Annotated in this window: 11 protein-coding genes; 2 read left to right on the top strand and 9 right to left on the bottom strand. The window is 65.6% G+C overall.

The window, feature by feature from the left end:
* Window positions 1-8: 8 nt before the first annotated feature.
* Both E4K65_RS26685 and E4K65_RS26680 read right to left on the bottom strand, forming a co-directional pair.
* Window positions 9-2732 (bottom strand): molybdopterin-dependent oxidoreductase, encoded by a 2724-nt coding sequence (locus tag E4K65_RS26685; protein ID WP_135176651.1) that lies wholly within the window; start codon window positions 2730-2732, stop codon window positions 9-11.
* The gene (locus E4K65_RS26680) at window positions 2729-3556 is read right to left on the bottom strand and encodes an FAD binding domain-containing protein (protein ID WP_135176650.1); all 828 of its coding nucleotides are present in this window, start codon (window positions 3554-3556) and stop codon (window positions 2729-2731) included. The genes E4K65_RS26685 and E4K65_RS26680 overlap by 4 nt, the downstream gene beginning before the upstream one ends.
* A gap of 153 nt (window positions 3557-3709) precedes the next feature.
* Here E4K65_RS26680 and E4K65_RS26675 point away from each other — a divergent pair, with 153 nt between their 5' ends.
* Window positions 3710-5059: an 8-oxoguanine deaminase gene (locus E4K65_RS26675; RefSeq protein WP_167771171.1), complete on the top strand. Its 1350-nt coding sequence runs from the start codon at window positions 3710-3712 to the stop codon at window positions 5057-5059.
* A 106-nt stretch (window positions 5060-5165) separates the two neighbouring features.
* On the opposite strand, the gene E4K65_RS26670 is transcribed toward E4K65_RS26675, so the two are convergent.
* From E4K65_RS26670 to E4K65_RS26655, 4 genes are all read right to left on the bottom strand, one after another.
* A complete protein-coding gene (locus E4K65_RS26670) occupies window positions 5166-6242 on the bottom strand; it encodes a BMP family ABC transporter substrate-binding protein (protein ID WP_027545861.1) in 1077 nt (358 codons plus the stop codon).
* Window positions 6243-6320: 78 nt separating this feature from the next.
* Window positions 6321-7238, bottom strand: coding sequence for an ABC transporter permease (locus E4K65_RS26665; RefSeq protein WP_135176648.1), 918 nt, complete (start codon window positions 7236-7238; stop codon window positions 6321-6323).
* On the bottom strand, window positions 7225-8316 hold the full coding sequence (locus E4K65_RS26660) for an ABC transporter permease (RefSeq protein ID WP_135176647.1): 1092 nt from the start codon (window positions 8314-8316) through the stop codon (window positions 7225-7227). The genes E4K65_RS26665 and E4K65_RS26660 overlap by 14 nt, the downstream gene beginning before the upstream one ends.
* On the bottom strand, window positions 8300-9871 hold the full coding sequence (locus E4K65_RS26655) for an ABC transporter ATP-binding protein (protein WP_135176646.1): 1572 nt from the start codon (window positions 9869-9871) through the stop codon (window positions 8300-8302). The genes E4K65_RS26660 and E4K65_RS26655 overlap by 17 nt, the downstream gene beginning before the upstream one ends.
* Before the next feature lie 582 nt (window positions 9872-10453).
* On the opposite strand from E4K65_RS26655, the gene E4K65_RS26650 reads away from it, so the two are divergent.
* On the top strand, window positions 10454-11560 hold the full coding sequence (locus E4K65_RS26650) for a hypothetical protein (RefSeq protein WP_135176645.1): 1107 nt from the start codon (window positions 10454-10456) through the stop codon (window positions 11558-11560).
* Between the two features lie 178 nt (window positions 11561-11738).
* Here the strand turns inward: E4K65_RS26650 and E4K65_RS26645 are convergent, their stop codons facing one another.
* The 3 genes from E4K65_RS26645 to biuH all read right to left on the bottom strand — a co-directional run bounded on the left by E4K65_RS26645 (window position 11739) and on the right by biuH (window position 14507).
* Window positions 11739-12224, bottom strand: coding sequence for a nucleoside deaminase (locus tag E4K65_RS26645; RefSeq protein WP_135176644.1), 486 nt, complete (start codon window positions 12222-12224; stop codon window positions 11739-11741).
* Between the two features lie 70 nt (window positions 12225-12294).
* The gene (locus tag E4K65_RS26640) at window positions 12295-13827 is read right to left on the bottom strand and encodes an ABC transporter ATP-binding protein (RefSeq protein ID WP_135176643.1); all 1533 of its coding nucleotides are present in this window, start codon (window positions 13825-13827) and stop codon (window positions 12295-12297) included.
* The gene (gene biuH, locus E4K65_RS26635; protein WP_135176642.1) at window positions 13824-14507 is read right to left on the bottom strand and encodes a biuret amidohydrolase; all 684 of its coding nucleotides are present in this window, start codon (window positions 14505-14507) and stop codon (window positions 13824-13826) included. The genes E4K65_RS26640 and biuH overlap by 4 nt, the downstream gene beginning before the upstream one ends.
* Window positions 14508-14514 lie beyond the last annotated feature (7 nt).

Raw genomic sequence — 14514 nt, 5'->3', positions numbered from 1 at the left:
GAAACAGCCTAACCAAATTTGTCGTGCAGCGCCGGAAACAGCCGGTCCGGCTTGAAAGGCGGCGCCGTGAAGCGGATGCCGGTGGCGTCTGCAATCGCATTGCCGAGCGCGGCGGCGACCGGGTTGTACGGACTCTCGCTCATCGACTTCGCGCCCAGGGGGCCGACCGTGTCGGATGTCTCGGCGAAGAGGACCTCGGTGCGCGGCACGTCGGCGAAAGAAGGCAGGTGGTAGTCGCGGAACTTCGGGTTGGTGACGCGGCCGGTCGCGTCGATCACCATCTCCTCGTAGAGCGCAGCGCCAAGCGCCTGCGCGACGCCGCCCTCGACCTGGCCGCGGCACTGCATCGGGTTGGCGACGATGCCGGCATCTGCCGCCTGCACGCTTCTGAGAATCTTGAGCTCGCCGGTGCCCTTGTTCACCGCCACGCGAAAGCCCTGCACGTTGAAGCCGACCGAGCGCGGCGTGCCGCCGGAATTGCCGCTGGCCTCGAGCGGTTGACCACGCTCGCGTGCAAGCGTCGCCAGTTCAGCAAAGGACATCCGTCGTACGCCGCTGACGACGGTCTCGCCCTCGAGCGAGCAGCTTTCGACGTCGCAGAGCCAGGCGTCTGCGGCCGCGGCCCTCAGCTCGGTCGCAAGCTGCATGGCGGCTGCATGCGTCGCCTTGCCGGCGACGAAAGTGCCCGCGCTGCCATAGGCGCCGGTGTCGTGGCCGCCATGGGCGGTGTCGGACTGGCGCAGGCGAATCCTGTCGACGGTGGTCGCAAGCGTCGTCGCCGCGATCTGGCGGTGGACCGTGCTGGTGCCGTTGCCGAACTCTGCGGTGCCGACGGTGAGGTCGAAGCCGCCGTCGTCGTTGAGCGCGATCATGGCGTCCGCGATGTGGCCGGCCGGCGGCACCGTGTCGATCATGGTCAGCGCGACACCGTCGCCGATCAGCCATTCCGGCGACAGCTCCGGCTGCGGGCCATCGGCCTGCATCGCGCGCTCGACGAGATCGAGGCACTGGTCGAGCCCGTAGGAGCCATAGAGCACGTCGTGAAATTCGGACGGCGGCGGCGACAGCATGGGGTCGCCAGGCTTGACGATGTTGCGCCGGCGCATGTCGTAGGGGCTGATGCCGAGCTGCCTGGCCAGCTCGTCGATCGCGGCCTCGATCGCGATCAACGTTTGCGGCAGGCCATAGCCGCGAAACGCGCCCGATGGCACCGTGTTGGTGTAGACGGCGTAGCCGTCCACTCGCTTGTTTGGGCAATTGTAGACGGCGATGGACTCCGACAGCGAGTGGAACATCACCGGGCCGGCGTGATTGCCGTAAGCGCCGGTGTTGGAGAGCACGTCGAGCTGGAGTGCGGTGAGCATGCCGTCGGCATCGGCACCGGCCTTGATGTGGACCCGCATTGGATGCCGCGTCGAGGTCGCGATGAACTGCTCCTCGCGGGTGAGCTCGAGCTTCACGGGCCGTCCGGTCTTGAGCGCAGCGAGCGCAAGGATGTCCTCGACGAACATCTCTTGCTTGCCGCCGAAGCCGCCGCCGACGCGCTCGCAGAACACGCGGACCTTGTCCATGGGCAGCTGGAAGATGTCGGACAGCGCGCGCCGGGTCAGGAACGGCACCTGCGTCGAGGTGCGGACGTTGAGCACACCGGAAGCGTCGAGCCAGGCGAGGCCGCCATGGGTCTCCAGCGCCGCATGCTGCACGCGATGACTGTGGAAGGTGGCCTCGTAGGTGACGGCGGATGTGGCGAGTGCTGCTGCGACATCGCCGAACTCGCCATGGGTCTCGGCCGCGAGGTTGCGCTGGGCGTCGGCGACCCGGTTCTCGGTGGTCCGGTCGGGATGAATGACCGGCGCGCCGGACGCCATCGCCTGCTCTGGATCGATCAGCGCAGGCAGGATCTCGTAAGTGACCTTGAGCCTCCGGCAAGCCTCCTCGGCAGCGCCCTCGCTGTCGGCGACGACGGCGGCGACCTTCTGGCCGATGAAGCGCACGACGTCGTCGAGGATGCGGGTGTCCTCCGGGTCCATCCAGTCCTTCTCGTGCCGCGCGGTCGAGATCAGAACGGATGGCGCATCCTCATGCGTCAGCACCGCATGCACGCCGGGAACGCCGAGCGCCGCGGACTTTTCGATCGCGGTGATCCTGGCGTGGGCGTGAGGCGAGCGGAGCAGCTTGATGTGCAGCAGGCCGTCAATCTGCGTGTCGAAGGTGTAGCGTGCCTTGCCGCGCACGACATCGGGACCTGCTGGCGCCGGAAGGCTGCGGCCGAAGGCGGCACCGGCCTCGACGCTCTCCTCGACATTGATCTTGCCGAGCAGCGCGTCCTCGATCGCGCGATAGCCGGTGCAGCGGCAGATATTGCCCTTCAGCGCGGCGCCGAGATCGGTGCGCTGCGCCTGGTTCAGCGCGGCGCAGGTCAGGATCATGCCGGCGGTGCAGAAGCCGCATTGAAAGCCCTGCGCATCGAGGAAGGCCTGCTGCAGCGGATGCGCGCCGTGGTCGCCGCCGAGGCCCTCGATCGTGGTGACGGTGCGCCCCTCGGCGCGGAATGCCGGGATCAGGCAGCTGTGCACCGGCTCGCCGTCCAGCAGCACGGTGCAGGCGCCGCAATCGCCGGCATCGCAGCCCTTCTTGACGCCGAAATGACCGAGCTCGCGCAGGAACGTGCGCAGGCACTGGCCGGCGCGTGGCTGCTGCGGAAACGTCTTGCCGTTGATCTCGAAGCTCATGAGGGCGTTGCCCCCAGGAGTTCGCCGCGAATCTCCTCGGCGAGCCGCACCGTCATGTGCTTGCGCCAGAGCGGCTTGCCGTGGATGTCGGTGTGGTAAAGATCATCCGTGATCTGCTGCACGATCGCGTCGCGAAGCGCGTTCGCGTCCGGCGGTTTGGGGAAGGAGAGCCGGATCGGCCGCACCGTCGATGCGGTGACGGTCAACGCCAGCGTGCCATCGGGATCGAGGCTGCCGATCAGGAGCGCTGCCGAGCGGCCGACCGGGGCGAGCGAGATCTGACGAAACGCCGTGCGGCGCTTCAGCGCGGCAATCGGGATATCGATCTGCCGCAGCAAGTCGCCCGGCGTCAGGCGGTTGCGCTGGTTGCCGGTGACGAAGTCGATGACGGGAATCTTCTGTTCGCCGCCGCCGGCCTTCCAGATCGTGCAGACGCCGTCGAGCGCTGATGTGAGCGAGATCATCGGACCCGCCGGCAGCGACATGCAGAGATTGCCGCCGACGGTTGCGGTCTTCCAGATCTTGAACGAAGCAAGGAAGGCGCGGCAGCACTGGTTGATCAGCGGCGCCGCGAGCCAGTCGGGCGGACAGGCGAGCCCATCGATCTGCGCGACAGTGCAAGTTGCGGCTATGCCGAGATGGCTCTCGGTGATCGTCAGCGCCGGCCATTTCAGATCGGTGAGATCGATCAGCCGTGTCAGCTGCGCTTGCGGCTCCGAGAACAGCCACGTGCCGCCTGCGAGCCAAGCATCACCTGGCGTCCAAACGGGCAGCTGCGCGCGCGTTTGCGGATGGGCTACGGCTGTGATGGTATTCAAGTCCATGGCTGCGCCAGCGCTTGCACCGAGTGATTTGTACCGAGGGAAAGTCTTGCAAGACCAGAGCCAAGTCGCAACAAGAAGTCGCAGCTGGAACGCGATCGGGCTGGCCTCCGGCTTGCCGGTCTGCCGTCAGCGGATGTGGGGAGAAGCAGGATCATGAGCGACGCAAAGCCGATCTGGATCAGGGATCCGCTGGCCATCCTCGCCGACGGCGCCGGGCGCGGGATCGTGGTGAAGGATGGCCGAATCGTCGAGCTCGTGCCGGCCGGCGGCGTGCCTGCGACCACGGATGTCGCGGTGTTCGACGCGGGCGAACACGTCGTGCTGCCGGGCCTCATCAACACCCATCATCATTTCTACCAGACGCTGACGCGGGCGCTGCCGGCGGCGATGGACCGCGAGCTGTTTCCCTGGCTCCAGGCGCTCTATCCGGTGTGGGCGAGGATGACGCCTGATGCGCTGGAGCTCGGCGTGACCGTGGCGATGTCCGAACTGCTGCTGTCGGGCTGCACCACCACGACCGATCATCACTACGTGTTTCCGGCGGGGCTCGAGGAGTCCGTCGATATCGAGGTCGGAGTCGCAAAACGGCTCGGCATGCGCGTGCTGTTGACGCGCGGCTCGATGAACCTGTCGCAGCGCGACGGTGGTCTGCCGCCCGACAGCGTCGTGCAGGACGAGGACACGATTCTCGCCGACAGCGCGCGCGTGGTCGCAAAGCATCACCAGCGCGGTGCGGATGCGATGGTGCAGATCGCACTCGCGCCTTGCTCGCCGTTCTCGGTCACGACCTCCCTGATGCGCGCGACCGCCGATCTCGCCCACAAGCTCGACGTGCGCCTGCACACCCATCTCGCCGAGACCGAGGACGAGAACAAGTTCTGCCAGCAGATGTATGGCTGCCGTCCGCTCGACTATCTGGAGCAATGCGGCTGGCTCAATGCGCGGACCTGGCTCGCCCACGGAATCTTCTTCAATCCGGACGAGATGAAGCGGCTCGGCAAGGCCGGGACGACCGTCAGCCATTGCGCCTGCAGCAATCAGCTTCTGGCATCCGGTTGCTGCCCGGTCTGCGAGATGGAGGAGGCCGGTGTCGGGATCGGCATCGGCGTGGACGGCTCGGCCTCGAACGACGGGTCGAACCTGATGCAGGAGGTACGGGCCGCGTTCCTGCTGCAACGGGCGCGCTACGGGGTGACGAAGGTCAGCCACAAGGATGCGCTGCGCTGGGCCACCAAGGGCTCGGCGGCCTGTGTCGGCCGGCCGGAACTCGGTGAGATTGCCGTCGGCAAGGCGGCCGATCTCGCGCTGTTCAGGCTCGACGAGCTGCGCTTCTCCGGCCATGGCGATCCCCTGGCCGCATTGGTGCTGTGCGGGGCGCACCGGGCCGACCGGGTCATGGTGGCAGGACAATGGGCCGTCATCGACGGCGCGATTCCGGGACTGGATGTCGCCGATCTCATCCGCCGCCACGGTTCCGCGGCGCGGGCGATGCAGGCCGGATAGGGGCAAAATAGAAAGAGGGGGCAACCACAAGTGCCGGGTGCTTGTGGCTACCCCCTCCGAACCTCCTCCGGGAGGAGCAGGTGATCCAGGCAATGCAAGAAGCGTGCTACTTGCCCGGCAGCTTGTCGTCGATGCCCTTGACGTAGAAATTCATGCCAAGGATCTGGCCGTCAGCGAGATTGGCGCCGCCCTTGCACTCGACCTCCTTGCCGTCCTGCCCAACGATCGGGCATTTGAACGGATGCAGCTTGCCGGCGGTGATCGCGGCCTGGGCATCCTCGGCCATCTTCTTCACGTCGTCGGGCATGTTGGTGTAGGGCGCCATCGCGAACATGTGGCTGTCGAGGCCGCCCCAGGTGTCCTCGGACTTCCAGGTGCCGGCGAGCTCGGCCTTGACGCGCTCGATGTAGTAGGGGCCCCAGGTGTCGAGGATCGAGGTCAGCTGGGTCTTGGGCCCGAACTTGATCATCTCGGAATCCTGGCCGAAGGCGAGCTTGCCGCGTTCGCTGGCGATCTGCATCGCCGCCGGCGAGTCCGTGTGCTGCATGATGACGTCGGCGCCCTGGTCGATCAGCGCCTTGGCGGCGTCGGCTTCCTTGCCCGGATCGAACCAGGTGTTGGCCCAGATGATCTTGACCTTGATGTTCGGGTTGATCGTCTGCGCCGCGACGATCGTCGCGTTGATGCCGGAGACGACCTCGGGGATCGGGAACGAGCCAATATAGCCGAGCACGCCGGACTTCGACATCTTGGCCGCGATCAGGCCCTGGATGTAGCGGCCCTGATACCATTTGGCCGAATAGGTCGACATGTTCTTGTCGCGCTTGTAGCCGGTGGCGTGCTCGAAATGCACGTTCGGGTATTTCTTGGCGACCTTCAGCGTCGGATCCATGTATCCGAACGACGTCGTGAAGATCAGCTTGTTGCCGGCGCGAACGAGCTGCTCGATGGCGCGCTCGGCGTCGGGACCTTCAGGGACGTTCTCGAGCGTGGTGGTCTCGATCTTGTCGCCCAATTCCTTCACCAGCGCCAGACGTCCCTGTTCGTGCTGGTAGGTCCAGCCGAGGTCGCCCACCGGGCCGAGGTAGATGAAGCCGACCTTCAGCTTGTCGGCGGCGGAGGCGGCACTGACGCTTCCGGCAAGCAGAAGCCCGGCAGCCAGTGCAAGAAGTGATTTTCTCATCATCGATCTCCAGATAGTCGGGGAAAGCCACGATCCGCAGCGTGCGCGCCCCATCGCGCCCGCCGCGGAATTGAAAACTCAGCGGTCAGGCACGAACACGGTGCCGAGCGCAGCGGGTGCGGTCGAGCCGCCGGTGCGCGCCCGGGACAACAGGACCAGGACGATGACGGTCGCAAGGTAAGGCAGCGCCGACATGAACTGCGAGGGAATGCCGACGCCCCAGCCCTGCGCGTGCAGTTGCAGGATCGTCACCGCGCCGAACAGATAAGCACCGACCACGAGACGGCCGGGCCGCCAGGACGAGAACACCACCAGCGCCAGCGCGATCCAGCCGCGGCCCGCGGTCATACCGGGAATGAAGAACGGCGTGTAGGCGAGCGGCAGGTAAGCGCCGGCAAGCCCGGCGCAGGCGCCGCCGAACATCACGGCGAAAGTGCGGATGCGCAGCACGGGATAGCCGAGCGCGTGCGCGGAGACGTGATTGTCGCCGCAGGCGCGCAGGATCAAGCCCGCCCGCGTGCGGTACAGGAACCACCAGACGCCGATGATGAGCGCGATGGAGAAGTAAACGAAGGCGTCCTCGCCGAACAGCACGCGGCCGATCAGCGGGATGCCGGTGAGGCCGGGAATGGCAAGATGCACCGCCGGCGTGATGCGCTCGCCGACGAACCCGGCGCCGATCAGGCCGGAGAGCCCGATGCCGAGGATGGTCAGCGCCAGGCCCGTTGCGACCTGGTTGACCGCGAGGCCGAGCGCCATCAGCGCGAAGATCAGCGACATCAGCGTGCCCGCGACGATGCCGAACAGCGCGCCGATGAAGATCGAGCCGGTCAGCCAGGCGCCGGCAAAGCCGCAGGCCGCGCCGACGATCATCATGCCTTCGACGCCGAGATTGAGCACGCCGGAGCGCTCGGTCACGAGCTCGCCGGTCGCCGCGATCAGAAGCGGCGTCGAGGCGGCGAGCACCGCAAGGATGATGGCTTCAACCAGTTCCACGGGCCACCTGTCGGTTCGGGAAGACCAGCTTGAAGCGGTAGAGAATGAGGGAGTCGCAGGCGAGCACGTAGAACAGCAGGATGCCCTGAAATACCTTGGTGACGTCCAACGGGATCTTCATCGCGATCTGCGCCTGCTCGCCGCCGATAAAGGTCAGTGCGAGAAAAAGGCCTGCAATTAATATTCCAAGGGGATTCAGCCGGCCGAGGAAAGCGACGATGATCGCGGTAAAACCGTAGCCTGGCGAGATACCGGGCTGGAGATGTCCGACCGGGCCTGCGACCTCGATGATGCCGGCAAGGCCGGCCAGCGCGCCGGACACCGCGAAGGTCAGGATGATCAGCTGGTTGGCGTTGAAGCCGCCGAACCGCGCCGCGCGCGGCGCCGCGCCAACCACCCGGATTTCGAATCCCTTGATGGTTCGTCCGAGCAGGATCGCCGCCGCCGCAACGACGAGCAGGGCGATGATCGACCCGAGATGCAGCCGGCCGCCTTCGATCAGCAGCGGGACCGTCGCCACCGGATCGAATTCGGCGGTGGTCGGGAAATTGAAGCCTTGCGGATCGCGCCAGGGGCCGCGCACGAGATAGTCGAGAAAGAGATCGGCGACATAGACCAGCATCAGGCTGGTCAGGATCTCGCTGGCGCCGAACTTCACCTTGCAGATCGCCGGGATCAGCGCATAGAGCGCGCCTGCCGCGGCTGCGAGCACGAGCATGGCCGGCAACACCCATGCCCCGGCGTCGGTGCCTTGTGTCTTCACCGCAATCCAGCTTCCGGCGACCGCGCCGATGAGGAATTGCCCTTCGGCGCCGATGTTCCAGGCATTGGCGAGATAACAGAGCGACAGGCCGATCGCGATCATCACCAGCGGTGTCGCCTTCACCGCGATCTCCTGGAGCGAATAGCTGTCAGTGAGTGGCGCGATGAAATAGGCATGCAGGGCGAGGAGCGGATTCTTGCCGAGGATCGCGAACAGGACGGTCATGGTGACGATCGTCAGCCCGATCGCGATCAGCGGCGAGACCAGCGCGATCGTGTTGGAGCGCTCGGCGCGCTTCTCAAGCACCAACTGCATGCGCGGCCTCCTTCGGCTCCAGGCTGCTGCCGCCCATCAGAAGGCCGAGCTTTTCGCGGGTCGCCTCGCTTGTTGCAAGCGGCGCGGACAGGTGGCCGTGGAACATCACGGCGATGCGGTCGGCGATCTCTGCGAGCTCGTCGAGATCCTGGCTGGTCACCAGCACGGCAGCGCCGGCGGTTGCGAGATCGAGCAGCGCCTGGCGGATGACGGCGGCAGCGCCGGCATCGACGCCCCAGGTGGGCTGGCTCACCACCAGCACCGCCGGATTGCGCAGGATCTCGCGGCCGACGATGAACTTTTGCAGATTGCCGCCGGAAAGGCTCGCAGCCTCCGGATCGCGCTTGGCCTTGCGCACGTCGAACGTTTCGGTCGCGCGGTCGACGGTCTTCAGCGTGGCCGCGGTGTCGATGAAGCCGCGATGGACCATGCCGCTGGCGGCGTGCCCGGTCAGCAGCGCGTTCTCCGACAGCTTCATGCGCGGCGCGGTGCCGTGACCGAGCCGTTCCTCGGGAACGAAGGCGGCCCCCAGCTTGCGCCGCTGCGTGATCGACAGATGCCCGGCGGCGATGCCCTCGATCACCACCGTGCCGGGGTCCTTGGACAGCCGCTCGCCGGAAAGCGCGGCGAACAGCTCGTCCTGGCCGTTGCCAGCGACGCCGGCGACGCCGAGAATCTCGCCGCCCTTCAGCTCGAACGAGATGTGCTCAAGCCGAACGCCGTGCGCTTCGCTCGGTGCGAGCGTGAGGTCGTTGACGACGAGCCGCGGCACGGTGGTCTTGCGGCCGGCGGGCGCTTTGACTTCCTTGATCTCGCCGCCGACCATCATGCGCGCGAGCGAGGCGGCGGTCTCGAGCCGGGGATTGCAGGTGTCCACTTTCTTGCCGCCGCGCAGGATCGTGGCGGTGTCGCAGAGGCGCTTCACCTCCTCCAACTTGTGGCTGATGTAGAGGATGGCACGGCCTTCGGCCTTGAGCCGCTCCAGCACGATGAAGAGCTGGTCGGCCTCTTGCGGCGTCAGCACGGCGGTAGGCTCGTCCAGGATCAGGAATTTCGGATCCTGCATCAGCGCGCGAACGATCTCGATACGCTGGCGCTCGCCAACCGACAATTGCCAGACCTCGCGTTTGGGATCGAGCGGCAGTCCATAGGTCTTCGACACCTGCTCCAGCCGCGCCGACATGTCCTTGAAGGACTCTTTGCCGTCGAGGCCGAGCGCGACGTTCTCGGCGACGGTGAGGTTGTCGAACAGCGAGAAATGCTGGAACACCATGCCGATGCCGCGGCTGCGAGCTTCCGACGGACCGGACAGTACGATCGGCTGGCCCTGCCAGCGAATCTCGCCGGCGCTGGGCTGGATCAGCCCGTAGATCGCCTTGACCAGCGTGGACTTGCCGGCGCCGTTCTCGCCCAGCAGCGCGTGGATTTCCTTCGGCCAGATGTCGATGTCGATGGAATCATTGGCGAGAAAATCCCCATAGCGCTTGGTGAGCCCGAGCGTCTGAAGCAGCGGGGACTCGCCAGAATGCAGGCCGTTAGGCGTCGGATCTAACATTCGCTGATGCGCTTGCATGGGGTGAAGTGTCTCAATAGTGAGCTAGTTTGAACCGCCGCGTAAGGTGTGAAAAGCGTCATCCCTTGCTCAACGCTTCGGCAGGCGGTTGATATCGGCGAGTCGCCGCTCCGGCCGGTGCGGATCGTGCTCCAGCGCCTCGCGACTGTCCTTGCGGGCGCGGCTTGCGCGTGACGTCTGTTGCAAATTTGTGACGGTTCAAACCAAATCGGAACCGGCTGTGCAGGCTTGACCTGAAGTTGAGCAAAGTCGCGCCACCGCGCGTATGCATTTGCGGACCGATGCGACGATGGCCGTCGGTCATCATGCCTTGCACGCTCGCTCCGACATGAAAGCCGAACAAAATCAAACGGGAATGTCCGGCAATAGCCCGCCTTGCCTTGTCGTAGGCCGGCGGAAGGGAGCGCGCGAGAATCCCTGGAATTCCGCAGTGAAATGCCGCCGCGTGCCGAAACAAGCGGCATGCCTTGAAAGAAGTTGAGGCTTCTCACCCCGGGAGATCGGCGCAAGTGTCGCACCCAAGGGACGTTCATTTTTACGTGTCCAAACTTGGGGGTATTCAGGATGTCGTTTCGCTTCAAGGCAATTGCAGCCGCCGCGCTGTCACTTGCTACGCTCGCTACCTCTGGCCTGGCCCAGGCGGCGGATCTGCCGGTCAAGGCTGCCAAGAAGGCGGCCGACCTCCCGTTCTTCCTGGTGATCGACAACCGCGTGTCCTTCTCGTGGATGCCCAAGGGTACCGACCCCGGCATGTGGAGCGTCCGTCCGGACGGCAGCATCAACGGCACCACCGCCAAGCAGGTCTACTCCTTCACCCACTTCGACCTCTGGGCCTACGGCACCAACTTCTTCACCATCTCGATGTTCAAGTCGGGTCATAACGACCCTGCCTCGCCTTGCGTTGCGCCGGGCGTGAACATCGCCGGCACCGCCAGCGATTGCGCGGGCGCCACCGAAATCTACGGCCTGTTCCGTTCGACCTTCGGCTGGAACGAGATCTTCAACACCAAGGCCTTCACCATGGGGCCGCTGCACAACATTTCGTTCGAAGTCGGCATGGATGCCAACACCGAGAACAACTTCCTCGCGCCCGCCAAGCGCGACGTCGTCGCCGGTCTCCAGTTCGCCTTCGACCTTCCCTACAAGGGCTACATCAACGTCGCTCCGTTGATGTACTGGGAGTTCTCGAACCACAACGCCTTCACCCAGTGCGGCCTGTTCGGCGCCGGCGTCCCCGGCGTGACCTGTAACTCCGACGGCAATGTCAGCTACAACCCGACCTGGGCCGTCGAAATCAACTACTACATGGACCTCGGCTTCCTGCCGCCGAACATGCAGTTCTGGTCGATCAGCGGTCGCGCCGGCTGGTACGGACCGAAGGGTGACTCGAACGGCCTTCCCGCGCTGTCGGGCACAGGCATCTTCAGCACCAAGTCCAAGACCGAGCTGAACAGCGAGCCGATCCGCCTGACCTTCGATGCCTCGAAGGCGGTCTGGGGCGACAAGTACTCGCACTTCGTCGACCTGTGGGTTGCCTACCGCTACTGGCAGAACAAGTTCGGCCTCGACCACAACGCCATGGCTGGCGTCTGCACGATCGCGCCGACTGGCCAGAGCACAAAGAGCTGCACCGAGTCCACGGTCTACGGCGGCATCACGGTGAAGTTCTGATCGACTGAAGTCTCCAAGCTAGAACGATGGCGCCGCGCATGACCCGCGCGGCGCCATTCGTTTTTGGAGTGCTGTGATGTAGGGTGGATTAGCCGAAGGCGTAATCCACCACGGTTCTTGTCTGCGGAAACAGAAGAGGTGGGTTACGCCTTCGGCTAACCCACCCTACGAAATCGAGCTACTTCGTCCACACGCCGTCGTGCAGCGCTTCGGCCTCGGCCTCCAGCAGCGGCCCGACGACCTCCGTCGGTCGCTGACCGCTGGCAAAGACCGCGCGGCAGGGCAGGTCGAGGGTCGGGTTCTCCGGATGGTTGCCGGTAACGCCGCGCAGGCGGTGCTCGCTGAGGCCGTAGACGACGCGGCCGATGCCGGCCCAGTAGATCGCCCCGGCGCACATCGCGCACGGTTCTGCCGAGGAGTAGAGCGTGGCCTTTGCCAGCACGTCCCGGCCGAGCGAGCGGCAGGCCTGCGTAGCCGCAAGGCGCTCGGCATGCGCAGTGCCGTCACGGTCCGGCAAGTAGCCGTTCTCGGTTTCGATCAGCACCTTGCCGTCCGCATCGACGACGATGCAGCCGAAGGGATGGTTGCCATGGGTGAGGGAACGGCGGGCGACCGCAAAGGACAGACGCAGAAAGTGCTCGTCGCGTTCGTCTGCGCCGTCCATCGGTCCTCCCAACGCATGATCCGGAAAAGTGTGCAGCGGTTTTCCGAAAAGATCATGCTCAAACGATTGGTCAGTGTCCCGCCATGTGCCGGCCGACCACGGTGAGATCGGCCTCGCTGGTCCGTGCTTCATACACGAACGCGCCGTGGAACATTACCACGAGGCGATCGGACAATTCGAGCAGTTCATCGAGGTCTTCGCTGACGAGCAGCACCGCCGCGCCGCGGTTGCGCGCCGCCATGATCTCCGCGTGGATCTGCGCCACCGCCGCGAAGTCGAGACCGAAGCAGGGATTGGCGGCAATCAGCACCTCGACGTCGCCGCCGAGCTCGCGGGCGAGCACGGCGCGCTGGACGTTGCCGCCCGACAGCGCCGAGATCGGCGTATCGGGCGTGCGGGTCTTGATCTTGTACTGCCCGATCTTCTTCCTGGCGTCGTTGCGGAAGGCGCTGCGATTGAGCCACCAGCCGCCGCTGGCGAACGGCGCGCGGTCGAACTCGCGGAAGGCGATGTTGTCGGCGACGCTCATGCCGCCGACACAGGCGTTCTTCAGCGGCTCCTCGGGCAGCAGCGACATCTTGTGGCGCCGCATCTCCTCGCGGCTGGCGTGATAGGGATCGCCGGCGACACGGATCTCGCCGCTCTCGGCCTCGCGCTGGCCGGCCAGCACCTCGACGAGCTGGCGCTGGCCGTTGCCGGAGACGCCGGCGATGCCGACGATCTCGCCGGCGCGCACGGTCAGGGAAACGTCGTGGACGGCAATGGCGCCGGCGTCATCGAGCGCGCGAATTTTTTCCAGTTCCAGCCGCGCCTGGCCGGCTTCGCCGGTGCGTGGCGGCTGCACGGTCAGTTCCTCGGCCCCGATCATGGTGCGGGCCATCGCGTCTGGCGTGAGCTCAGCGACCTTGCCGGCTCCGGCGAGCTTGCCGCGGCGCAGGATCGTGACCTCGTCGGCGAAGGCCATGACCTCGCGGAATTTGTGCGTGATCATCAGGATCGTCAGCTCGCCCCTGACGACCATGTCGCGGAGCATGCCGAGCACCTCGTCGGCCTCCGCCGGCGTTAGCACCGAGGTGGGCTCGTCCAGGATCAGGAAGCGGCGCTTCAGATAGAGCTGTTTCAGGATCTCGCATTTCTGCCGTTCGCCGGCCGAGATGTCGGAGACCTTTGCGGAGAGCGGGACCTTGAAGGGCATCCGCGCGAGGAAGGCCTCGAGCTCCTTCATCTCCTTCGACCAGTCCACCACGGCCGGCACATTGTCGCGGGCCAGCACGAGGTTTTCGGCGACCGTCATGGCTGGCACCAGCGTGAAGTGCTGGTAGACCATGCCGAGGCCGAGGGCGTGAGCGTCCTTCGGGTTGGCGATCGCCTGCTCGCGGCCGCCGACGATGATGTCGCCCTCGGTTGCGTGGTAATAGCCCATGATGCATTTGACGAGCGTCGACTTGCCGGCGCCGTTCTCGCCGAGCAGCGCATGGAATGACCCCGGCCGCACCTTCAGCTCGACATTGTCGAGCGCGAGGAAATCGCCGAAGCGCATGGTCATGGCGATGGCGTCGACGCCGAACGCACCTGAGGGCGGGGGCGTTTCGCCGATGATCACGAAATCGCTCCGATGAAGGCGTCGGAGGTGGAGACCGCACCGAACACGCCGCCCTGCATCTTGATCATCTTCAGCGCATGATCGTGATTGCTCTTGTCGGTGGCGCCGCAGCAATCGTGCAGCAGCACGCATTCGAAGCCGCGGTCGTTGGCCTCGCGCATGGTGGTGTGGACGCAGACGTCGGTGGTGATGCCCGTGAGAACGATGTTCTCGATGCCGCGCACGCGCAGGATCAGCTCCAGGTCGGTGGCGCAGAACGAGCCCTTGCCCGGTTTGTCGATAACAGGCTCGCCCGGCAGGGGGCTAAGCTCCTCGATGATGTCCCAGCCGGGCTCGCCGCGCACGAGGATGCGGCCGCAGGGGCCGGGATCGCCGATGCCGGCGCCGATCTGGCGCGAGCGCCAGCGCTTGTTGGCGGGAAGGTCGGAGAGATCGGGGCGATGGCCCTCGCGGGTATGGATGATGTGAAAGCCCTGAGCGCGCATGACGCTGAGCAGCTTCTTGATGGGCTCGATCGGTGCCCGCGTCAGCGAGAGGTCATAGCCCATCTTGTCGACGTAGCCGCCGACGCCGCAGAAATCGGTCTGCATGTCGATGATGATCAGCGCCGTGTTCTCGGGGCGGAGGTCACCGTTATAAGGCCAGGCGTAGGGCTCGGACTTGATGTAGCGCTCGGGCATGACTTCG

The organism is Bradyrhizobium niftali, assembly GCF_004571025.1.
In the GTDB taxonomy this organism is placed as follows: domain Bacteria; phylum Pseudomonadota; class Alphaproteobacteria; order Rhizobiales; family Xanthobacteraceae; genus Bradyrhizobium; species Bradyrhizobium niftali.
The sequence above is the reverse complement of the archived record's forward strand: the minus strand, read 5'-3'. Positions and strand labels throughout refer to the sequence as shown.